Origin of the sequence: Limnobacter sp. SAORIC-580 (assembly GCF_013004065.1) — a bacterium.
GTDB classification, from domain to species: Bacteria; Pseudomonadota; Gammaproteobacteria; order Burkholderiales; family Burkholderiaceae_B; genus Limnobacter; species Limnobacter profundi.
In genome coordinates, this window is the sequence record NZ_CP053084.1 from 2927243 (window position 1) to 2948112 (window position 20870).

General features: G+C 53.6%; 23 protein-coding genes and 1 tRNA gene. 21 read left to right on the forward strand and 3 right to left on the reverse strand.

Annotated features, from left to right (window positions below; translation table 11 throughout):
* Positions 1-31: 31 nt before the first annotated feature.
* The 10 genes from HKT17_RS13655 to rapZ all read left to right on the forward strand — a co-directional run bounded on the left by HKT17_RS13655 (position 32) and on the right by rapZ (position 7800).
* Positions 32-1024: a KpsF/GutQ family sugar-phosphate isomerase gene (locus HKT17_RS13655; RefSeq protein ID WP_171100774.1), complete on the forward strand. Its 993-nt coding sequence runs from the start codon at positions 32-34 to the stop codon at positions 1022-1024.
* Complete coding sequence (locus HKT17_RS13660) at positions 1024-1563, forward strand: KdsC family phosphatase (RefSeq protein WP_171100776.1); 540 nt, start codon at positions 1024-1026, stop codon at positions 1561-1563. The genes HKT17_RS13655 and HKT17_RS13660 overlap by 1 nt, the downstream gene beginning before the upstream one ends.
* Positions 1560-2147, forward strand: a complete 588-nt coding sequence (gene lptC, locus HKT17_RS13665; RefSeq protein WP_171100778.1) for an LPS export ABC transporter periplasmic protein LptC — start codon at positions 1560-1562, stop codon at positions 2145-2147. Before HKT17_RS13660 ends, lptC begins: the two co-directional genes overlap by 4 nt.
* Complete coding sequence (gene lptA / locus HKT17_RS13670) at positions 2144-2713, forward strand: lipopolysaccharide transport periplasmic protein LptA (RefSeq protein ID WP_105027397.1); 570 nt, start codon at positions 2144-2146, stop codon at positions 2711-2713. Before lptC ends, lptA begins: the two co-directional genes overlap by 4 nt.
* Positions 2710-3465: an LPS export ABC transporter ATP-binding protein gene (lptB, locus tag HKT17_RS13675; protein WP_008247838.1), complete on the forward strand. Its 756-nt coding sequence runs from the start codon at positions 2710-2712 to the stop codon at positions 3463-3465. Before lptA ends, lptB begins: the two co-directional genes overlap by 4 nt.
* A gap of 12 nt (positions 3466-3477) precedes the next feature.
* Positions 3478-4998 carry an RNA polymerase factor sigma-54 gene (locus HKT17_RS13680; protein WP_171100780.1) on the forward strand — a complete coding sequence of 507 codons (1521 nt, stop codon included), beginning with the start codon at positions 3478-3480 and terminating at the stop codon, positions 4996-4998.
* Between the two features lie 41 nt (positions 4999-5039).
* Positions 5040-5369, forward strand: coding sequence for a ribosome hibernation-promoting factor, HPF/YfiA family (hpf, locus tag HKT17_RS13685; protein ID WP_105027399.1), 330 nt, complete (start codon positions 5040-5042; stop codon positions 5367-5369).
* Between the two features lie 110 nt (positions 5370-5479).
* A complete protein-coding gene (locus tag HKT17_RS13690; protein ID WP_040512070.1) occupies positions 5480-5950 on the forward strand; it encodes a PTS sugar transporter subunit IIA in 471 nt (156 codons plus the stop codon).
* Between the two features lie 4 nt (positions 5951-5954).
* Positions 5955-6938 (forward strand): HPr(Ser) kinase/phosphatase, encoded by a 984-nt coding sequence (gene hprK, locus HKT17_RS13695; protein ID WP_171100782.1) that lies wholly within the window; start codon positions 5955-5957, stop codon positions 6936-6938.
* The gene (gene rapZ, locus HKT17_RS13700; RefSeq protein WP_105027401.1) at positions 6931-7800 is read left to right on the forward strand and encodes an RNase adapter RapZ; all 870 of its coding nucleotides are present in this window, start codon (positions 6931-6933) and stop codon (positions 7798-7800) included. Before hprK ends, rapZ begins: the two co-directional genes overlap by 8 nt.
* Here the strand turns inward: rapZ and mutY are convergent.
* Both mutY and mutM read right to left on the reverse strand, forming a co-directional pair.
* Positions 7753-8886 (reverse strand): A/G-specific adenine glycosylase, encoded by a 1134-nt coding sequence (mutY, locus tag HKT17_RS13705; protein WP_171100784.1) that lies wholly within the window; start codon positions 8884-8886, stop codon positions 7753-7755. The genes rapZ and mutY overlap by 48 nt on opposite strands.
* A 7-nt stretch (positions 8887-8893) precedes the next feature.
* On the reverse strand, positions 8894-9712 hold the full coding sequence (mutM, locus tag HKT17_RS13710) for a bifunctional DNA-formamidopyrimidine glycosylase/DNA-(apurinic or apyrimidinic site) lyase (protein ID WP_171100786.1): 819 nt from the start codon (positions 9710-9712) through the stop codon (positions 8894-8896).
* 79 nt (positions 9713-9791) lie between these two features.
* On the opposite strand from mutM, the gene HKT17_RS13715 reads away from it, so the two are divergent.
* The 7 genes from HKT17_RS13715 (at position 9792) to HKT17_RS13745 (ending at position 15611) form a co-directional block, all read left to right on the forward strand.
* The gene (locus HKT17_RS13715; RefSeq protein ID WP_171100788.1) at positions 9792-11570 is read left to right on the forward strand and encodes a tetratricopeptide repeat protein; all 1779 of its coding nucleotides are present in this window, start codon (positions 9792-9794) and stop codon (positions 11568-11570) included.
* Positions 11571-11574: 4 nt separating this feature from the next.
* On the forward strand, positions 11575-12144 hold the full coding sequence (locus HKT17_RS13720) for a hypothetical protein (RefSeq protein ID WP_105027405.1): 570 nt from the start codon (positions 11575-11577) through the stop codon (positions 12142-12144).
* 3 nt (positions 12145-12147) lie between these two features.
* Positions 12148-13065 (forward strand): 4-(cytidine 5'-diphospho)-2-C-methyl-D-erythritol kinase, encoded by a 918-nt coding sequence (ispE, locus tag HKT17_RS13725; RefSeq protein WP_171100790.1) that lies wholly within the window; start codon positions 12148-12150, stop codon positions 13063-13065.
* Between the two features lie 15 nt (positions 13066-13080).
* Positions 13081-13157, forward strand: a tRNA-Gln gene (locus HKT17_RS13730).
* Positions 13158-13230: 73 nt separating this feature from the next.
* Complete coding sequence (locus tag HKT17_RS13735; protein WP_105027407.1) at positions 13231-14184, forward strand: ribose-phosphate diphosphokinase; 954 nt, start codon at positions 13231-13233, stop codon at positions 14182-14184.
* Between the two features lie 101 nt (positions 14185-14285).
* On the forward strand, positions 14286-14873 hold the full coding sequence (locus HKT17_RS13740) for a 50S ribosomal protein L25/general stress protein Ctc (RefSeq protein ID WP_105027408.1): 588 nt from the start codon (positions 14286-14288) through the stop codon (positions 14871-14873).
* 105 nt (positions 14874-14978) lie between these two features.
* A complete protein-coding gene (locus HKT17_RS13745; RefSeq protein WP_008247814.1) occupies positions 14979-15611 on the forward strand; it encodes an exopolysaccharide biosynthesis protein in 633 nt (210 codons plus the stop codon).
* Positions 15612-15620: 9 nt separating this feature from the next.
* Here HKT17_RS13745 and HKT17_RS13750 read toward each other — a convergent pair whose 3' ends face one another.
* Positions 15621-16106, reverse strand: a complete 486-nt coding sequence (locus tag HKT17_RS13750; RefSeq protein WP_240965822.1) for an Lrp/AsnC family transcriptional regulator — start codon at positions 16104-16106, stop codon at positions 15621-15623.
* Between the two features lie 123 nt (positions 16107-16229).
* Here HKT17_RS13750 and leuA point away from each other — a divergent pair, with 123 nt between their 5' ends.
* From leuA to ychF, 4 genes are all read left to right on the forward strand, one after another.
* Entirely contained in the window at positions 16230-17900 is a 1671-nt protein-coding gene (gene leuA, locus HKT17_RS13755; RefSeq protein ID WP_171100792.1) for a 2-isopropylmalate synthase, read from the forward strand.
* Positions 17901-17977: 77 nt separating this feature from the next.
* On the forward strand, positions 17978-18577 hold the full coding sequence (pth, locus tag HKT17_RS13760; protein WP_171100794.1) for an aminoacyl-tRNA hydrolase: 600 nt from the start codon (positions 17978-17980) through the stop codon (positions 18575-18577).
* Positions 18574-19686: a patatin-like phospholipase family protein gene (locus HKT17_RS13765; protein WP_171100797.1), complete on the forward strand. Its 1113-nt coding sequence runs from the start codon at positions 18574-18576 to the stop codon at positions 19684-19686. The genes pth and HKT17_RS13765 overlap by 4 nt, the downstream gene beginning before the upstream one ends.
* Before the next feature lie 46 nt (positions 19687-19732).
* Complete coding sequence (ychF, locus tag HKT17_RS13770) at positions 19733-20824, forward strand: redox-regulated ATPase YchF (protein ID WP_105027414.1); 1092 nt, start codon at positions 19733-19735, stop codon at positions 20822-20824.
* Positions 20825-20870: the final 46 nt, after the last annotated feature.

Consider the following 20870-nt stretch of genomic DNA (forward strand, 5'->3'; position numbering starts at 1 on the left):
CCTTCGTTGCTTAAGTCTATCAGGGTCTACCATGTCAAAAACACCGTCGAATAATGACAAACACGATTTTCTGGCCATGGCCAGGGAAGCGCTGGCCATTGAAGCCCAAGCGGTCTTGGCTCTGTCCGAGCGCTTGAATGATCAGTTCAGCCAGGCAACCACCGCAATATTGAATTGCAAGGGTCGAGTCATTTTGGTCGGCGTGGGCAAGTCGGGCCTGATTGCCAAAAAAATTGCAGCCACTTTTGCCAGTACCGGTACTCCCTCCTTTTTCGTACATGCCACTGAGGCGTCCCACGGCGATTTGGGCATGATCACCCAAGAAGACGTTGTTATTGCCCTGTCTAACTCAGGAAACACCGAGGAACTGGTGGCGGTATTGCCAGCCATTGCACGCCGCGGGGCAAAAATAGTCGCCATGACCGGCAAACTCGATTCAGCACTCGCCCGTCAGGCCGATTTGGTACTGGACTGCGGCGTTGAAAAGGAAGCCTGCCCCCTGAATTTGGCCCCAACCGCCAGTACAACAGCGGCATTGGCCCTGGGCGATGCCCTTGCCGTGGTGGTGTTGAAGGCGCGAGGTTTCAGCGAAGAAGACTTCGCCCTGTCGCATCCTGGTGGCAGCCTGGGCCGCAAATTGTTGACCCATGTCAGCGATGTCATGCGCAAAGGCGACCGAATTCCCACCGTGGCGCCATCAGCCAGTATTTCCAATGCCATTCTGGAAATTACCAAAAAAGGCTTGGGAATGACTGCCGTGGTCGGGGCCAACAACAAGCTGCTGGGCGTTTTTACCGACGGTGACCTGCGCCGCCTGATCGAACAGGGTCTGGATTTGCGGGGCTTGCTGGTGAGTGAAGTCATGAACAGTGCACCCAAATGCATTTCACCTGACAAGCTGGCCGTAGAGGCAGTTCGCATGATGGAGGTCAGCCACATTAGCCAAGTGGTGGTCACGGACGAGCAAGGTCATATCGTTGGCGCCCTGAATTTCCATGACCTGTTTGAAGCCAAGGTGGTGTAATGGATCAATCGACCGACCGCGAACCCACTGCTGCCCAAGCCGCAGCACAAATCAAACTGATGGGCTTTGATGTGGATGGAACCCTGACCGATGGCGGGCTGTACTTCGGCAATGAAGGCGAGGTTATGAAACGCTTTAGTGTGTTTGATGGCCAAGGCCTTCGACTGCTGATGGACCATGGCATCAAGGTGATCTGGATTACTGCGCGCTCGAGCACCATTGTAGAAAAACGCGCCAAAGACCTTGGCATCTACCAGTTGGTTCAAGGCTGTAAAACCAAGCTTCAAGCCTACGATGAAATTCGCCAACTGCTTGGATTGGACTGGATCGAATGCGGCTTTTTTGGAGACGATTGGCCCGATTACCCGGTGCTTCAACAGGTTGCCCTGGCTGCCACCACCCAGCACTCCCCGGCGGCCATGAAAAACGCAGCCAACTGGATTAATACACGCCCCCCCGGCGATGGTGCTGCCCGGGAATTGTGTGACTTCATTTTGAGTCATCAAGCTGGCTATCAAAACCCCTGGGAAGCATCGTGAAACCAGTGAGTGCTTTTTTCAATCTGCTTTCGCAGTTCATACCGCTGCTGCTGACGTTCGCACTCGCCGCCACCTCGTATTGGTTTGCCATTCAGTCTGAACTGAGCCTGTTTAGCGCCAGCGGCAAAAGCGACCCCACCAGCAGCGACTATTACTTGCGCAATTTCTCGGTACAAAGCCATGACCTGGCCGAAAACAAATATTCGATCATTCGCAGCAAGGAAGCCGAACACATCCCACAAGGCAACGTCTGGAACATCACCGAGCCCGAACTGGAACAGTTTGAATCAGGCAACGGCATGGTAAAAGGCAACGCCCAAAAAGGCGTTTACCTGCTCGACACCGACGAAATTTTCTTGCGGGACAACGTGGTGGTGACCAGTCAAAACGAAGGGCTACTGACCACCATGAAATCTGAAGAAATACGAATCGACAATATCACCAACGAAATTTCAACCGACAAGAATGTGCTGGTCACCCGGCCTGGCCAACGGTTTGAAGCACAGGGTGCCACACTGAACAACGACACTGGCGAGTTGACTGCCCAAGGGTCAATCAAGTTTCGCATAGAGGCCAAACGATGAAACGCTCCACCTGGATTTCCCTCGCACTGGCTGCGCCTGCACTGGCACTAGGGGTTTGCGCGCAAGCACTGGAATCTGACAAACAACAACCCACCACCATCGACGCCAACCAGATGACTTACAACGAAAAGTCAAACGTGAACGTGTTCACCGGCAATGTGCTGTTGACGCGTGGAAGTTTGGTGATTCGCGGCGACAAATTGACACTGACCGAACGCAGTGACGGTACCCAGTTCGCCACTGTGGAAGGAAAACCTGCCCGCTTCAAACAGCAGCGTGATTCGGAGAAGCCCAATGAAGTACTGCTGATCAACGGCACTGGCAACACCATTGAATTCGACGGCAATAAATCGATCGTGACATTGACCGGTGCAGCCAGCATTCAAAAAAGCACCAATGGTCAGCTCACTGAATCAATCTCGGGTACCAAAATTACGTACGAGCAAAACACAGAATTCCTGAATGTGGTGGGAACACCCAACAGCAGTGGTTCCTCACGCGTACAGGCAGTGATCAAACCAAAAACCCAAGAGACTGAGCCCGCGCCCAAAGGGGGCAGCAAGTGAGCAACACCCCCGCACACACCCTGACAGGACAAGGACGGCTTCAAGCGCTTAGCCTACGCAAAGCCTACCGCAGCAAACGCGTGATTGAAGATGTGTCGCTGCACGTGGACACAGGCGAGGTGGTCGGCCTGCTGGGCCCCAACGGCGCTGGCAAAACCACCTGCTTTTACATGATTGTGGGTTTGGTCAGTGCCGACGAAGGCAACATTTGCCTGGAAGGCCGCGACATCACCTTGCAACCCATTCACGAGCGCGCACGCGCAGGGCTTTCTTATCTTCCTCAGGAAGCCTCCGTGTTTCGCAAACTGACTGTGGAAGACAACATTCGCGCAGTGCTTGAAATCAATCCACCCAGAGACAAAACGGTGGATCAGGCTGTCGAAGATTTGCTGAACGACCTTCAAATTGCGCACATTCGCACCTCACTTGCCGCCTCGCTCTCGGGTGGCGAACGCCGCCGCCTTGAAATTGCGCGTGCGCTGGGTAGCCAACCTCGCTTCATTTTGCTGGATGAGCCCTTCGCAGGCGTAGACCCGATTGCCGTGCTGGAAATTCAACGCATTGTTGCCTTCTTGAAATCCAAGGGCATCGGCGTGTTGATCACCGACCACAATGTGCGCGAAACCCTGGGGATTTGCGATCGTGCCTACATCATCAGCGCAGGCCGCGTGCTGGCCTCGGGCAGTCCCGAGCAAATTGTAAAAAACGACGATGTACGCCGCGTGTACCTCGGCGAACACTTCCGGATGTAAAGCTGAACACCCATGAAACAATCCCTTCAGCTTAAAGTCTCGCAAAACCTCACGCTCACGCCGCAGCTGCAGCAGTCCATTCGCTTGCTGCAGTTGTCTACGCTCGAATTGCAGCAGGAAATTCAGCAGGCGCTGGCTGAAAACCCGCTGCTGGAGTTGGCCGACGAAGAGGCTGCGGAAGGCGAGCGCACTTTAAGCCTGGACAGCAGCAATGGTGAACTGCATGAGCCGCAAGGCGACAGCTTTGAAGCCGACCCCGACCCCCGCAAAACCAGCGAGCCGGTCAGCGACCAACAAGCCGAACAAGACAACCAGAGCGAAGAAATTGTTCAGCGCGAAACCATCGACTCCATTCAAGACAACTGGGAAGGCGATTGGCGCGACAACAGCGGCGCCGGCGCCGACGGAGATGAAGAAAAACCAGGCCTGCAACTGGCCGCCCCCGACAGCAGCCTGCACCAACACCTGATTGACCAGTTGCGCATGACGCAGGCCAGTGAACGAGACAAAAACCTGGTGCTGTGGCTGATCGACTACCTCAGCGACGACGGCTACCTGACTGTTGAACTTGAAGACCTGTGGGAAACCCTGCAGGACGAGCCTGACCTGGAGTTTGAAGAACTTGGCGCAGCCCTGCGCCTGCTGCAAAGTTTTGACCCACCCGGTGTGGGTGCCCGCAATGCAGCGGAATGCCTGTTATTGCAACTGGCACAACGCAAAGACATCACCTGCCAGCAAAGCCTTTACACACACTGCCAGCACATTATTCGTGATCACTTGGGCTTACTGGCCCAGCGCGACTTCACCAAGCTGAAAAAAGCGCTGAATGTGGACGAAGACATACTGAAAATCTGTCACCAGATTATTCGCTCACTTGAGCCATTTCCCGGTGCGCGCTTTCGCCGCATTGACGACGATCACGTTGTGCCCGACGTGATCGTGAAAAAACTCAGTGGTCAGTGGCATGTGCAACTGAACCCGGATGTGATGCCAAAAATTCGCATCAATGAAATGTATGCCTCCATTTTGCGATCTCACCGCGGCCAAAGCGCCCAACTCAGCGCACAACTGCAAGAGGCCCGCTGGTTGTTAAAAAACGTTCAGCAGCGATTTGACACTATTTTACGGGTTAGCCAAGCCATCGTAGAACGTCAAATCGGCTACTTCAATCACGGCGAAATCGCAATGCAGCCCTTGGTTCTGCGGGAAATTGCCGATTTGCTGGGTCTGCATGAATCGACCGTGTCAAGGGTCACCACGCAAAAATATATGTTGACGCCCTATGGGTTGGTTGAGCTAAAGTATTTCTTCGGAAGCCATGTTTCCACCGACTCAGGTGGTCAGGCTTCCAGCACGGCCATCCGTGCACTCATCAAGCAACTGATTTCTGCGGAGGACGCCAAGCAGCCGATATCTGACAGCCAAATCGCCGACCTACTCGGTCAACAGGGCATCGTGGTCGCAAGACGCACGGTCGCTAAATACCGGGAATCACTGAAAATACCCCCGGTGAACATGCGCAAGTCGCTTTAACTGTTAAAGCTTCCCCCCGCAGCAACGAAAGGAGATACCTTATGAACTTGAACATCAATGGTCATCATCTGGAAGTTACCCCAGCGATTCGAAACTACGTCATCGAAAAACTGGATCGGGTGAAAAGGCATTTTGATCACGTCATTGATGCATCGGTGACCATCTCGGTGGTCAAGCTGGTTCAAAGGGCAGATGTCACACTGCACGTTCGCGGCAAAGACATTCACGCTGAAGCAAGTCATGAAAACCTCTACGCAGCCATTGATGCGCTGGCCGACAAACTGGATCGCCAGGTACTGCGTCACAAAGACAAACTAACCAACCACAACCACACCCCCATGAAACACCAGGTGGTCGAAGAAGCTGAATAAACCTCTGTAATTTCAGGGAAAATCAAAAGGCGGACTTCCATCCGCCTTTTCTGTTTTTATGGCGTATAATCGGCCCCACGATTAGAAGCGGGTCTCAGGAATCAACAGCGATGAACTTGATCGCAAATCTACTTCCACCATCCAACATATTGTTGGACACACAGGTCACCAGCAAAAAGCGCGTGTTTGAACAAGCCGGTCTGGTCTTTGAAAACAACCAAGGCATCGCAAGATCCAAGGTGTTCGACAGCCTGTTTGCGCGTGAACGTTTGGGCTCCACTGGCTTAGGCCAGCAAGTGGCCGTACCGCATGGCCGCATCAAGGGCCTGCGCGAACCTATCGCCTCGCTGGTGCGTGTGCAAGACCCAATCCCTTTTGATGCCCCAGACGGCCAACCCGTCAAGCTGCTCATGTTTTTGCTGGTGCCAGAAAGCGCAAACCAGCATCATCTGGATATACTGTCAGAACTGGCTCAAATGCTGTCTGACAAAGATTTCCGTGAGAAACTCATGACAGAATCCGATCCCGGCGCCACTCACCAACTGATCGCCAACTGGGAGCCTTACCAACCCGCGAGTTAAGCCTGTGAAGCAACTGAAAGAACTGATCGAAGCCAACCGCAACAAACTCAAGCTTGACTGGCTGGCCGGTTTAAATGGTGGTGACCGCCACCTGGATCTTCAGTGTTTTGCTTCCTCTGATCTCGTAGGTCACCTCAACACCATTCACCCGGGTCGCATCCAGGTGTTTGGTCGACAGGAAATCGAATATTTCGCCCGCATCAGCGACGAACGCAAAAAACACCAAATCGACAAACTGATTGAAGGCGATCCGCCCGCTGTCATCGTGGCTGAATCATTTCAACCGCACCCACTTTTGAAAGCCGCCTGCGACGAATCCAACATTCCCCTGCTCGCCACACCCCTGTCGGCCGCCGAAATCATCGACTTTCTGCGCGTGTATATCAACAAATGGCTCGCCCCCACCACCATGATGCATGGCGTTTTCATGGATGTGCTGGGCATGGGCGTGCTTATTTGTGGCGAATCAGGTTTGGGCAAAAGCGAACTGGGCCTGGAATTGATTTCACGCGGGCATGGCCTGGTGGCTGACGACGTGGTGGAGTTCTCGCGCGTGGCCCCCAACTACATCGAGGGCCGCTGCCCGGAACTGATTCGCAACCTGATGGAAGTGCGCGGCGTAGGCCTGCTCGACATCAAGGCTATTTTTGGTGAAACGGCCGTACGCCGAAAAATGCGCTTGAAACTGATTGTGCACCTGGTGCGCAAGGCCTCGCTTGAATTGCACCAGGAACGCCTGGTGACCGAGCAGCAATTCCAGGAAGTGCTGGGCCTGCCCATTCGCAAAGCCATTTTGCCAGTGGCAGCAGGCCGTAACTTGGCCGTGCTTCTTGAAGCCGCAGTGCGCAACACCATTTTGCAAATGCGGGGCATCAATACACTGGACGAGTTCATGGTGCGTCAACAAAAGGCCATGCTCAGTGAGCTGGGCGGCATCGACCACCTCCAGGTTGATCCCGACACCGAAACGGACATCGGCCATGATTAACATGAAGGTGGTATTGGTCACCGGCCTCTCAGGCTCGGGTAAATCAGTTGCAATTCGTGCGCTGGAAGACTCCCACTTTTATTGCGTTGACAACTTGCCGCCTTCCTTCATTCCGCAAGTCATCCAGCGCTTGTCCTCCGAAGGCATCACCCAAATTGCGATTGCGGCCGACGCTCGCACCGGGCGCGACATTGTCGATGTACCCCAAATCGTCCAGGCCCTGAAAGCCGACGGGACCGATGTGCGCATTCTGTTTCTGGATGCCGACGATGAAACCCTGATCACCCGCTACTCGGAAAGCCGCCGACGTCACCCCATGAGCGCACGCCTTGGCGAACAGGCCACGGTGCAAGAATGTGTTGATGCGGAACGAGAAGCGCTCGAGCCGCTGAGAAACATTGCAAGCTGTATTGACACCTCAGCCCTGCAACCCAACGTGCTGCGCAGATGGGTGCTTGAAACTGTGGAAGAAGAATCGGCCAAACTTACCCTGGTGTTTGAAACTTTCGGTTTCAAAAAGGGCCTGCCTTCAGATGCCGACCTGGTGTTTGATGTGCGCTGCCTAAGCAACCCCTACTACGACAAAAGCCTGCGCCCTCTGACTGGCAAAGACGTGGAGGTTCAACGCTACATTCAGGCCGACAATCGCAGCGACCCGCTGATTAGCGACATCGAAACCTATTTGAGAAATTGGTTGCCGTCTTATTTGAATGAACAACGCAGCTATGTGACCGTGGCAATTGGTTGCACGGGTGGCCAGCATCGCTCGGTGTATGTGGCCGAAACGCTGGCAAAGCGTTTTACCAGCGAACCCCTACCTCAGATCGAGAGTGTTTTGTTGCGGCACCGCAGCCTGGGTTAACACCCGCACCTGGCCAAGCAGTTTGTGAACAATTTTGGGCACTGGTTTGTCACCAACCGAGTGGCAAGCTGCCCATGCGCCGGGCACTTTCAGGCGCAACACCTTGAAATGCATTTTGCGGTGGGTTAATTCATGCACCAACCAAGGCTGACCTTGCAACGCGCGCAACTGATGCTCAAGTTCAACACGGTGGGCCTGCAAGCCATAGCGCTCAACCCACACAGCTGCGATTCGGGTTAAGTTGTCAAAATCGTCTGCAAAACCGCCCTGGCTACCACAGGCCTCAAAAGGTGTAGTCCACAGGCCCTGCCAAACAGCTTTGTCCGTTTGCAGTTCAAGCAGCACTCCACCCCCCTCGTCTTCCACAATCAAGCTGACGAAATACAATTCGGGTCGAGCCTTTTTAGGCTTTGGTGTAGGCAACAAACCCACCATGCCTTTTCCCAAAGCCACACAACTTTGCATCAAGGGGCAGGCCGAGCAGGCTGGGTTGCGCGGTACGCAGCAGGTGGCCCCAAGGTCCATCAAGGCCTGGTTGTACACGCCGGGCTGCTGTGCTGGCACATTGGCATCCGCAATTTCCCACAGGGTTTTCTTGATGGTGGTTTGCTCGGGGTATCCCTCGATGCCGTAGTACCTGCAAAACACACGTTTCACATTGCCGTCCAGAATGGGGGCCGGCACTCCATAAGCCAGTGATGCGATTGCACCTGCAGTGGACTGACCAATGCCGGGCAAACTTTCAAGCTCGCTCACCGTGCGCGGAAATTGCCCGTCAAAACGGGCCACAACCTGCTTGGCACAGGCGTGCAAATTACGCGCGCGGGTGTAATAACCCAAACCTGCCCACAACTGCATCACATCCTGTTCCGGGGCGGCGGCCAAATCAGAAACCGTTGGGTAAGCCTGCAAAAAACGGGTGTAATAGCCCAGCACCGTTGTTACTTGGGTTTGCTGCAACATCACTTCGCTTAGCCACACCTTGTAGGCATCGCCTGTGTGCTGCCAGGGCAGGCTTTGCCGGCCGTGCCGCTTTTGCCACCGCACGAGCACCTCGCCAAATGCCTCTCCGGTCAAAGGGCTCATGGTTGCTTCATTCCTGACATTGCGCGCAATAAAACGTGCTGCGCTGGTTCATTACACGGCGTTTCACAGCGCCCCCACAGCGCTTGCAAGGCTGCCCCTCGCGGCCATACACATCACAATGCAACTGAAAATGTCCCAACTCGCCATCAATGGCTTGAAAATTACGCAGGGTTGAACCACCCCGCTCAATCGCCTCAGTTAAAACAGCAACCACCGCTGCATGCAAGGCCTGCGTATTTGCCCTACTCAGCCGCCCCGCGGCTTTACCGGGTCGGATTGCACTGCGAAACAGCGCCTCGCACGCATAAATATTACCCACACCAACTACAGCAAGCCCACTTAACAGCAAGGCCTTGATCGACACTTTTTTGCCGCGCGTGGCCTTGAAAAACGATTCGGGTGTGAATGCCTCACTGAAAGGCTCAGGCCCCAGTTTTGCAAACCGTATAAAACTGTTTTCCCAACCCGGCGCTTTTTCGACGTACTCCACACTGCCAAAGCGGCGCGGGTCGTTGTAACGCAGAACCTTCTCCCCAAAATTCCATTCAATGTGATCGTGCTTGTCCCACGGAGTGCTGGCGCTCACAATTTTCATGGAACCCGACATGCCCAAATGCACCACCAACACTTGCCCACCGAAATCCATCAACATGTATTTCGAGCGGCGCTCCACGCCTTGCAATATCTGCTTTACACAACTTTGCACTTGAACCGGCACGGGCCAACGCAAACGGGGTTGCCGCACGGTGCAAGCCAACAGGCGCTGCCCTGTGAAATGCAGGTCTACGCCTCTTTTGGTGATTTCTACCTCGGGTAATTCAGGCATAAGCTAAAGCGCGCACGCGCATCTGTTAATGTGATAAAAATAAACGTGGATTCACCAGTTTTTCATTGGGTTCAACAGTATGACTTGTTTTAAATGGACCATCGCAGGCCCGGTATTTTTTCTGGCAGCCAGCCTCACCACAGGCTGCGCCACCGTGCCGGCTGAACAGGGCGAACCGGCGCAACAGAAAATGTCTGCCGAGCAAAAAGCCTATGAGGCCCGTGTGGCCGACATGGTAAAACAAGACCCACTGTTTGCCCTGCTTACCGCTGAAATTGCCAGCCAACGCGGCGACACGTATTCTGCCACGCTGGCATACACCGAGGCGGCAAAACAACAGCGCGATCCCGATCTTGCAAAAAGGGCGGTCGAAATCAGCCTGGCTGAAGGCCAATTGGACCTGGCCTTGAGCGCAGCCCAAGTGTGGTCAGAATTGTCACCCGGTGACAAACAGGCCAGCCGCTCCATCATGCTGCTGCAACTGGGCACCAACCGGGTCGATCAGGCAATGCCTGCACTCAAGGCTTTCTTGGCCGATGTGCAAACCGCCGAGACCGCAAACCCGGGGCTTGGGGGTTCCAGCACCGAGAAAGTTGCGCTGGACATGCTTCAGCGCATTCCCGACAAAAACAAAGCGTACCAAACCGGTATCGAGCTGTTCGGCAACAATGCCGATGATCTGGAAGCACAAACCTTGCTCGCCCAGCTTGCCAACAATTCCGAGTTGTACCCACAGGCTGTGGGCCACATGGAAAACGTATTGCGCAAATCGCCACAAGAACGTTTTTATGTGCTGATGGCTCAGTTCATGGAAAAACGCGACGGCAACCTGGATGCCGCCATGCAACTGGTAAACGAGCAGGCGCTACTGCACCCCAACTGGTTTGGTGCGCGCCTTTACCTGGCTCGCAACCACACGCAGCTTGGGCAGTGGGCGCAAGCACGGCAACGGTTTGCGGAAATGATCGAGCTTCAACCCGACAACATTCCCCTGTATTCCAGCCAGGGCTTTGTACTTACACAGCTCAAAGACTACAAAGCCGCCGAGCAGCACTTCAAGATTTATCTGGACAAAACCACACCGGCAGAACGCCAGAACGAATCGCTGATACACGCCACGCTGTCTGACATGGCACTTGAACGCAAAGACTATGTGGCCGCCCTGAAGTGGTTGGACACCACGCCCAATGCAGCCGACAATCTGGATGTACAACTGAAAAAGTCAGCCTTGTTCGAAAAACAGGGCAATGCATTGTCCGCCAAGCGGGTACTGAATCAATTCAAACCCAAGAATGAAGATGAGTCTGTGCGACTGGCACTGGCGAAATCGCAATTGGCGGAATCGCAAAAAGCACCTGCTGAAGCCGCCACCGAACTTGAACTGGCCTTACTGAACTTCCCGGACCAACCCGACCTGCTTTACGAGCGTGCCATGGTGGCTGAGCGGCAAGACGACCTGCCGCGTGTGGAGCAGTTCCTAAAGCGCCTTATTGCAGTTCGCCCTGAAAACCCACACGGCTACAACGCTTTGGGCTACACCTGGGCCGAGAATAATATTCGGCTGGAAGAAGCTTACGAGTTGATTAAAAAGGCAGTGGAACTGGCTCCCAACGACCCCTTCATTCTCGATTCACTGGGCTGGGTACATTACCGCTTGGGCAAGCTGGACAGTGCTGAAGCAACGTTGCAAAAAGCGTTTGGTCTGCGCCAGGACGAAGAAATCGGTCTGCACCTGCTTGAAGTGTTGCTCAAGTCCGGAAAAAAAGAAGAAGCACGTCAACTCGGAAACAGCTTGACCGTTCGTTACCCAGACAGCAAAGCATTGAAAAAACTGGTTCAACAGCTTGAGGGAATTTAAGTTCATGGCTTTATCAACATTGCGCCTGGCCTGTATCGGCTTGATCGGCGCAAGCCTGGCTGCCTGCAGCACTTTGGGTCAAAACCCAAGCACTGAAGTGGATTGCAAGTCGATCCAGTCAAGCTGCCACTACGGACGTTTTGGGTTGATTTGGAAAGTTGAACAAGCCGACGGGAAAATTGAAGCTGATTCTATTTCGGGCACCTATGAATGGCGTTCGGGCCGCACTGGGCCAAGCCAAGCCCCTGAAATTGCCTACCTGGAAGTCAGCTCCACATTGGGCCCTTCGCTGGGCAGCGCAAAACGCTTGGGTAATTTTTACGAAGTCCGGGCCGCAGATGGCCGGGTGTATCTGGCCAAAGACTGGCAAAGCCTGTTCGATTTGATGTTTCCGGTTGAACTGCCTGCTGAAGCCTTGGTGCAGTGGATGGAAAACCCGAACCCCAATGAATTACCCACACTGCCCACCAACTGGGCTTGGGAAAACCAGAATGGCCGATACCGCGTGGTGTTTATTGAGAACAACACGTCAGGCCGTATCGACCTGATTCCGCAAGGCACCCTGGGCAAATAAAGCGTGAACGTTCCCAGCCCGGCCAAACTCTCGGCCTTTTCCCCTGCAAAAATCAATCTGTTTTTGCACATCACAGGCCGAAGGGCTGATGGTTACCACCTGCTCCAAAGTATTTTTTGCCCAATCACGCTGGGTGATCAACTATCCGTGTCAGTGCAAACCAATTCAAGCCGTGAATTGGTCATTCAGCGAAGTGGTGACCTTGTTCACATTCCTGAACAAATTGACCTGACAGTTCGCGCCTGCAAGGCCTTTTATGCCCATGCCAACATTGGAATGGGCTACGCAGTGACCATTCATGTCGACAAGCAAGTTCCGGAACAGGCGGGTTTGGGTGGCGGCAGCAGCAACGCTGCCACTGTACTGCGCCTGCTGCAACAGCACCACCAAAACCCGATTGAACCTGAACAACTGGCTGCGATCGGCCTGACGCTTGGGGCTGATGTGCCCTTCTTTCTTCAGGACAGCAGTGCTTTTGTCGAAGGCATTGGCGAGGCAATCACACCAATTCAGGGCATTTCAGGGCATTTAATTGTCTACAAACCGCCACTTTCTTGCCCCACGCCCAAAATATTTAGCGATCCGCAATTGACACGCAACTCAAGTGACGTCAAAATAGCGGTCTTCGATTCGGCCCGCCGAATGAATAGTGAGTTGATGGCTTGCCTGCAAGCCAACACACAGAATGCTTTGCAAGCTGTTGTGTCACGCAACTACCCGGAATGGGAACAGCAGTTTGGTGTTTTTTCAAACTGTGTTGCAAAGCTCAACCCGCAATTGATTCGAATGTCAGGTTCCGGCTCCGCCATGTTTGCTTTGTTTGCCAGCCCAAGCCAACTTAGCACCGCAGTGGCAGCAGTCGCCGATGCGCCTGAATTACAGCGTGGGCAGTTGTTTGAATGCAAAATCAAACCAAGCTGAATCGATAAAAGTTTTAGGGGAGTCGCCAAGTTGGTTAAGGCACCGGATTTTGATTCCGGCATTCGAAGGTTCGAATCCTTCCTCCTCTGCCAAAACCAAAGGGCCAGCCACCGGTTGGCCCTTTTTTTATTTCGCCAACGCACACGTCAAGCCCTGGGGTAAACAATGGCAACCGACAGCAGTCTAATGATCTTCACCGGCAATGCGAACCCTGCATTGGCCGAATCAGTGGCCAAACAGCTGAACATTCCGCTGGGCAAGGCTACCGTAGGTCGTTTCTCAGACGGTGAAGTCATGGTCGAGATCAACGAGAACGTGCGCGGCAAAGACGTGTTTGTACTGCAATCCACGTGCGCCCCCACCAACGACAACCTAATGGAAATGATGGTCATGATCGACGCGCTCAAGCGCGCATCAGCTGGCCGTATTACCGCAGCCATTCCTTACTTCGGCTATGCCCGTCAAGATCGCCGCGTGCGCTCTTCACGTGTGGCAATCACTGCCAAAGTAGTGGCCAACATGCTGCAGGTTGTAGGCGTTGACCGCGTGCTGACCATGGACCTGCACGCCGACCAAATTCAGGGTTTCTTTGACATTCCCGTAGACAATATTTATGCATCGCCAGTGTTGCTGGGCGATGTTTGGAAGCAAAACCTCGACAACCTGATGGTTGTGTCGCCCGATGTAGGCGGCGTGGTTCGTGCCCGCGCGCTGGCCAAGCGCCTGAATTGTGATTTGGCCATTATCGACAAGCGTCGCCCCCGCGCCAACGTGGCAGAAGTGATGAATATTATTGGCGATGTGAAAGACCGCACCTGCGTGATCATGGACGACATGGTCGACACCGCCAACACCCTGTGCAAAGCCGCCGCGGCCCTGAAAGCCAACGGCGCGAAAAAAGTGGTGGCTTACTGTACCCACCCCGTGTTGTCGGGTGGTGCCATTCAACGTGTTGAAGAATCAGACCTGGACGAACTGGTGGTGACCGACACCATTCCTTTGTCTGAGGAAGCCAACAACAGCAAAACCATTCGTGTTCTGAGTGTTGATGAACTGCTGGCCGAAACAATTCGCCGCATCGTTCGCTCTGACTCGGTCAGCTCGCTGTTTATTGATTAAGTTTTAGGTAACAAGTTGTTTTGGGCTTTTTTGCGGACGCCTTCAAGTGCCGCATAACTTGGTTTCACTGGTCGCGGTGAAGTCAAATTTGGAGAATCAACATGAAAGTAGTTGCAACATCCCGCACAGAGCAGGGTTCCGGAGCGAGCCGCCGCCTGCGTCGTGCTGGCCAGGTACCTGGCATTGTTTATGGCGCAAATCAGGAAGCTCAGGCTGTGTCAATTGAACACAACCCCCTGTGGCACGCAATTCAAAAGGAAAAATTCCACTCCAGTATTCTGGATCTGGAAATTGACGGCAAGTCACAGCAAGTGTTGCTGCGCGACTTCCAGTCACACCCTTACAAGCCACAGTTGCTGCACATCGATTTCCAGCGCATCGACGGTAACCAGAAGATCCACATGAACGTGCCTTTGCACTATTCAGGTCACCTGGAAAGCCCAGCAGTCAAGCTGTATGCCGGTCAGGTTACCTTCGTGGCCAACCAGATCGAAATCGAATGCTTGCCCAAAGACCTGCCAGAATTCATCGCCGTCGATTGCAGCGTGCTGGACGTGACCAAGCGCTCAATCCACGTGACTGATCTGCAGTTCCCTGAAGGTGTAAGCATCCCCAACCACGGTCAGCAAGACCTGTCACTGGTTACAGTGAAAATCAAGGCTGGTGCGGCTAAGGGCGGCGACGAGTAAACTCTCGAAGTCCAATTAGTACCGAAAAGCCGCTGCACCGAAGTTCAGCGGCTTTTTTTATGGGCACAATGTGGGCTCATTGATCAATCACACAACACACCTGAAGTGAACAACACACCCAATTTCGATGAATTGCCACTGGGCGATCAAATCAAACAAGTGATCGCGCAGCTGCCCGCAAGTACGGTCAGTCTTGGCGAAATTCTGGACCTGGTGGGCCGCGACGGCATGTTGCTGTTGGTGGCATTTCTCACGCTGGTGTTCATGGTGCCGGTTTCTATTCCGGGTGTCAGCACCATCTTCGGAGCAGCCATTCTGCTCATCGGAATCAGCAGGATTTTCGGGCGCACCTTGTGGTTGCCCAAGCGCTTCAAAGAGCGTGCCCTGCCAGCTGACAAACTGCGAAATGCACTTGAGAAAGGTTTGGTCTGGATTCCACGCCTTGAAAAAATCAGCAAACCCCATCGCATGGCCTGGCTAAGCACCGGGCGCGGCATGAATATCATCAATGACGGTGGCTTGATTCTGGGCGCTGTGTTGCTGATGGCCCCCTTCGGATTCATCCCGTTTTCCAACACCGTGCCTGGCATTGCCCTGCTGTTTCTGGCTGTAGGCCTTATTCAACGCGACGGTGCAGCGGTGCTCTTGGGGCATTTGGCCAATGTGGCCTCTATTGTGTACTTCGGCGTGCTGATTGGCGGCGGCGGCATGATGATTCAAAACATGCTGCAAAACTAGGCTTTCACGCTAGCCCACTGGTACTTCAGTTTTGTCCACCACCCGGCGCAACACAAAGCTGGTGTGCACGCCAGTTACCCCTTTGATGCGGGTAATTTTATTCAGCAGCAAATTCTGGTAGCCGTCCATGTCGGCCACTATCACCTTCAATTGGTAATCGGCCTGCTGACCGGTAATCAACAAACACTCCAGCACCTCGGGAATTGCTTCAATGGCACCTTCAAAACTAGCGAAGCGTTCCGGCGTGTGCTGATCCATGGAAATATAAATTAGCGCCATCAGGCTGTACCCCAGTTTTTTCGCATCCACCAAGGCGCGGTAACCGGTAATCAAGCCCGCGTCTTCAAGGGCTTTCACGCGGCGCAAACACGGTGAAGGCGACAAGCCAATGGCATCGGCCAGGTCCTGGTTGCTCATTCGCCCATCACTTTGCAGCAGGGTCAAAATTCGCTTGTCATAGCGGTCAAGTTCTTGCATTTCGCTTTTAATGCTCAATTTATCAATTCATACGCAATTATCTGCCAATTAATTCAAATAACCAAGCAATAAACGCAATCTTATTTCGCAGTAAAGCGCCTACACTGGTCTTCATCGATTCACCTTTCAGGCCAACGCAACATGTTGAAGAACCCCGCCAACAAATATCGCCCCGCTTACAAAGTGGACCTGCCCGACAGAACATGGCCCAACAAGGCCATTGAGAATGCGCCAATCTGGTTAAGTACCGATTTGCGCGACGGCAACCAAGCGATTTTTGAACCCATGAGCGTGGCCACCAAACTGGATTTCTTCAAGGAATTGGTGCGCATTGGTTTCAAGGAAATTGAGGTGGGCTTTCCTGCCGCTTCGCAAATCGACTTCGACGTGGTTCGGCATTTGATCAACAATGATTTGATTCCGGAAGACGTTACCCCCATGGTCATGACCCAGGCTCGTGATGATCTCATCGAGCGAACAGTGGAATCGGTGATTGGTGCCAAAAGCGCCATCGTCCACATCTACAACTCCACCGCACCCGTGTGGAGAAATACGGTGTTCCGCATGACTGTGCCTGAAGTCATCGACATGGTAAAAAAACGCGTGCAAAAGGTGAAAGAACTCACTGACGCACACCCCGAAACACAATGGGTTTTGCAGTACTCGCCCGAGTGCTTCAACATGACCGAACTGGATGTGGCCTTGCAGGCCTGCAACACCGCCATTGAAGCCTGGGAAGCCGGGCCGGGTAGAAAGATCATCATCAACCTGCCCACCACGGTGGAATGGAGCACACCCAATGTGTTCGCCGATCAAATTGAGTGGATGAACCGGCATTTAAATCGACGTGAACATGTGGTGCTGTCCGTGCACCCACACAATGACCGTGGCACGGGCGTGGCCACCGCCGAACTGGCGATGATGGCCGGCGCACAACGCGTGGAAGGTTGCCTGTTCGGCAACGGTGAGCGCTGTGGCAACGTAGATATTGTGACCCTGGCCTTGAACATGTACACCCAAGGCGTGCACCCCAACCTTGATTTTTCCGACATCAATGCCGTGGCCCGCGTGGTGGAAAGTTGTACGCAACTGCCCATTCACCCACGCCACCCGTATGTAGGCGATTTGGTATACACCGCGTTTTCAGGTTCGCACCAGGACGCCATTAAAAAAGGCTTCGACATTCAAAAGCCCGATGCTATTTGGGAAGTGCCCTACTTGCCGATTGACCCTGTAGATGTGGGTCGAACCTATGACAGCGTGATCCGCGTGAACAGCCAATCTGGCAAAGGTGGCATTGCCTACATTCTTGAACGCGAACATGGCGTGGTCATGCCACGGCGCATGCAGGTTGAATTTTCAAGTGTGGTGCAAAAGGTCAGCGACAGCACCGCAGCGGAAATGACTTCGCCCGCACTGTGGGCCTTGTTCGAACAAACCTATTTGCAAAATGACGAAAGCCAGCCGCGCTATATCAGCCACAAAGTATTTGATGCTGAAGGCGGCCAAGGCATTGAGATTACTGTGCAGCAACACGGCGAAATTGTACGCCTTGAAGGCGTGGGTAATGGCCCGCTGGATGCCGCGGTGCAAGCCCTTGGTGTGCCCATGGACATAGTTGGCTTCGAGGAGCGCAGCGTAGGCCAAGGCGCAAAATCAAAGGCCATGGCGATTATTGAAGTAAGCGTGCCCAATGTGCCTGGCAGCAAATTTGGTGTGGGCTTTCACGACAACATCACCACCGCCAGCCTGATGGCGCTGGTCAGTGCATGGCGCAGGGTTGAAACGCCCATGCCCGTCGAATTGAAATAATCACTGCGATTGTTTGGAATCAGCCGAACTATCAGCGAAAATACAGCCTTGTGATCCACAGGGCTGTATTTTACTTCATGTCCAGCAACACCCCCATCAAGTTAATCGTTGGCCTTGGCAACCCCGGCCCACAGTATGCAGACACGCGCCACAACGCAGGCGTTTGGTATCTGGAGGCCCTGGCGCGCAAACACAATGTTTTTTTGCAAAGCGACAAGCGTTTTTTTGGCGACCTGGCGCGCATCAAGTTTGCAGGTGAAGACGTGTGGCTGCTGTTCCCCACTACCTTCATGAACCGCTCTGGTCAGGCTGTTGGCGCTTTGGCAAAATTCTTCAAAATCAAGCCTGAAGAAATTCTGGTCGCGCACGATGAACTGGACTTGCTGCCCGGTCAAATCAAAATGAAAAAAGGTGGCGGCCATGCCGGCCACAATGGTTTGAAAGACATTCATGCACACATGGGCAGCAACGAATTCTGGCGCGCACGCATTGGCATTGGCCACCCTCGCAGCCTGAACCTGCAACAAGGTGTGGCCGACTTTGTATTGCACCGCCCCAGCAACGAGCAACAGCAAATCATCGACAAGTCAATCGACGTGTTGCTGAAACACACCGAGCTGATTTTGAAGGGTCAAATTGGCCAGGCCACCACGCACATTCACACGGAGTGCGCATGAGAAGCAGCATACAAATTATTTTGGGCGATCGCGCCAAAGCGCACATTGCCAACAAAGGCTTAAAGCCGGAAGACATTTGCGCCATTCCCGCCGCCGCAGGCGGCCCGAAAGGTTTGATTTTGCAGGGGCTTGATCAGTATTTGTTCAACGACTGGCTGGGGCCTGATCATCTACAAAAACGAGCTGAACAGGGGGTGAAGCCACTGCAACTGATTGGTGCCTCAATCGGTGCCTGGCGCATGGCCGCAGCCGCGAGCAGTAAGCCGGCAGCCACCTTAAAGCGCCTTGCCCAACAATATGTGGAAGCGCAAAACTACGACAAAGGTGTGGACAGATTCGAGATTAGCCGTGTTTGCAAAAACATGGTGCAGGCCGTGGTGGCCGATGAAGCACAACATATGGTGAAACCTTTGGGCAAAGAATTGCTGGTGTGGGTGAACAAAGGGTTGACCCCGCTGCACCATGCGCAACAGCAGCGTGCCCGCAAGCGTGGTTTCGCCAGTGCGGTATTGGCCAATAGCGTAAACCGCAATCGCCTTTCCAGCTACTTCGAACGTTGGGTGTTTCAAAGCCCTGGGGCGCGCACCGACTGGTTAAAGCAAGCCTTTGATCGCATTCCCACCAGAATTGAAGATCTGGATGCATTGAACATTCACGATGCTTTGTTGGCCAGTGGCAGTATTCCGTTTGTATTGAACCCGGTACACAAAATAGCCCATGCCCTGCGCGAAGATCACCCGGAAGTGAAATACCACGAGGGCCCGTTCTGGGATGGCGGCTTGACCGACTACCACTTGGCCTTGCCCTATCACCGACTCGATGGCCTGGTACTTTACCCCCACTTTGCGCCTACGGTTACACCAGGTTGGCTGGACAAGTTTTTAAAGCTGCGCAAAGCCAACCCGGATTGGATGAGTAATGTGATTCTGGTGTGCCCTTCGCCAGAATTTGTAAAGCGTTTACCCGCGAAGAAAATTCCAGACCGCAGTGATTTCAAGCGCTACAACTTTGACCACCGCATTCGCATACCGCTGTGGCAAGCGGCTATTCGCGAAAGCGAACGCATGGCAGAAGACTTTTCAACCTGGCTTGCGAACGTGAATCGCTAGGCGCGGTACAATTCACCCTATTCAATTAAGCACTTAGCGAATTCTCATGACCCTCAAATGCGGCATCGTTGGCCTTCCCAACGTCGGTAAATCCACCCTGTTCAACGCGCTGACCAAAGCGGGCATTGCGGCTGAAAACTATCCCTTTTGCACAATCGAACCCAATGTGGGCATGGTCGAAGTGCCCGACGCACGTTTGCAACAGCTTGCCGACATCGTAAAACCCGAACGTATTTTGCCCGCCACCGTTGAATTTGTAGACATTGCAGGCCTGGTGGCAGGTGCCTCGAAAGGCGAAGGTTTGGGCAACCAGTTTCTGGCTCACATTCGCGAAACCGATGCGATTGTGAATGTGGTTCGGTGTTTTGAAGACGACAACGTCATTCACGTCAATGGACGGGTTGACCCTCTTTCCGACATTGAAACCATTGAAACCGAATTGTGTTTGGCTGACATGGGCACCGTTGAAAAGGCCGTACACCGCTATGCCAAACAGGCGCGTGCAAATGACAAAGAAGCAGCAAAAATTCTGGCCATTTTGCAGCGTTGTGAGGCGCAACTGAACGAAGCCAAACCCGTGCGCGCATTGGGCCTGGATGAAGAAGAACTGTTCGCCATCAAAAGCTTTGGCTTGATCACTGCAAAGCCAGCCATGTACGTGGCCAACGTGGCCGAGACTGGTTTCGAGAACAACCCGTTCCTTGAGCGTTTGCAGGAATACGCAGCCAAGCAGAATGCCCCGGTGGTTGCCGTGTGCGCCGCCATTGAAGCTGAAATAGCCGACCTGGAAGACGCCGACAAAATGGAATTCCTGGCCGACATGGGCATGACCGAGCCTGGCCTGAACCGAGTAATTCGTGCGGGCTTCAAATTGCTGGGCCTGCAAACCTACTTCACCGCAGGCCCAAAGGAAGTGCGTGCGTGGACTATTCACATTGGCGACACTGCACCCAAAGCCGCTGGCGTGATTCATACCGATTTTGAGCGCGGCTTTATTCGTGCCCAAACCATTGCGTTCGATGACTACATTCAGTTCAAGGGCGAAAACGGTGCCAAGGAAGCTGGAAAAATGCGCGCTGAAGGCAAAGAGTATGTGGTGAAAGACGGCGACGTGCTGAACTTCCTGTTCAATGTTTAAACAAGCTGCAAGCCTGGTTTAAAACAAAGGCCCTTCGGGGCCTTGT

Coding starts and splice junctions, on each gene's coding strand:
- mutY (WP_171100784.1), bottom strand. CDS start 8,886: ATGAGCCCTTTGACCGGAGAGGCATTTGGCGAGGTGCTCGTGCGGTGG.
- HKT17_RS13720 (WP_105027405.1), top strand. CDS start 11,575: ATGGCTTTATCAACATTGCGCCTGGCCTGTATCGGCTTGATCGGCGCA.
- HKT17_RS13655 (WP_171100774.1), top strand. CDS start 32: ATGTCAAAAACACCGTCGAATAATGACAAACACGATTTTCTGGCCATG.
- HKT17_RS13735 (WP_105027407.1), top strand. CDS start 13,231: ATGGCAACCGACAGCAGTCTAATGATCTTCACCGGCAATGCGAACCCT.
- HKT17_RS13765 (WP_171100797.1), top strand. CDS start 18,574: ATGAGAAGCAGCATACAAATTATTTTGGGCGATCGCGCCAAAGCGCAC.
- mutM (WP_171100786.1), bottom strand. CDS start 9,712: ATGCCTGAATTACCCGAGGTAGAAATCACCAAAAGAGGCGTAGACCTG.
- HKT17_RS13715 (WP_171100788.1), top strand. CDS start 9,792: ATGACTTGTTTTAAATGGACCATCGCAGGCCCGGTATTTTTTCTGGCA.
- rapZ (WP_105027401.1), top strand. CDS start 6,931: ATGATTAACATGAAGGTGGTATTGGTCACCGGCCTCTCAGGCTCGGGT.
- HKT17_RS13740 (WP_105027408.1), top strand. CDS start 14,286: ATGAAAGTAGTTGCAACATCCCGCACAGAGCAGGGTTCCGGAGCGAGC.
- HKT17_RS13690 (WP_040512070.1), top strand. CDS start 5,480: ATGAACTTGATCGCAAATCTACTTCCACCATCCAACATATTGTTGGAC.
- leuA (WP_171100792.1), top strand. CDS start 16,230: ATGTTGAAGAACCCCGCCAACAAATATCGCCCCGCTTACAAAGTGGAC.
- pth (WP_171100794.1), top strand. CDS start 17,978: ATGTCCAGCAACACCCCCATCAAGTTAATCGTTGGCCTTGGCAACCCC.
- ychF (WP_105027414.1), top strand. CDS start 19,733: ATGACCCTCAAATGCGGCATCGTTGGCCTTCCCAACGTCGGTAAATCC.
- lptA (WP_105027397.1), top strand. CDS start 2,144: ATGAAACGCTCCACCTGGATTTCCCTCGCACTGGCTGCGCCTGCACTG.
- HKT17_RS13680 (WP_171100780.1), top strand. CDS start 3,478: ATGAAACAATCCCTTCAGCTTAAAGTCTCGCAAAACCTCACGCTCACG.
- hpf (WP_105027399.1), top strand. CDS start 5,040: ATGAACTTGAACATCAATGGTCATCATCTGGAAGTTACCCCAGCGATT.
- HKT17_RS13660 (WP_171100776.1), top strand. CDS start 1,024: ATGGATCAATCGACCGACCGCGAACCCACTGCTGCCCAAGCCGCAGCA.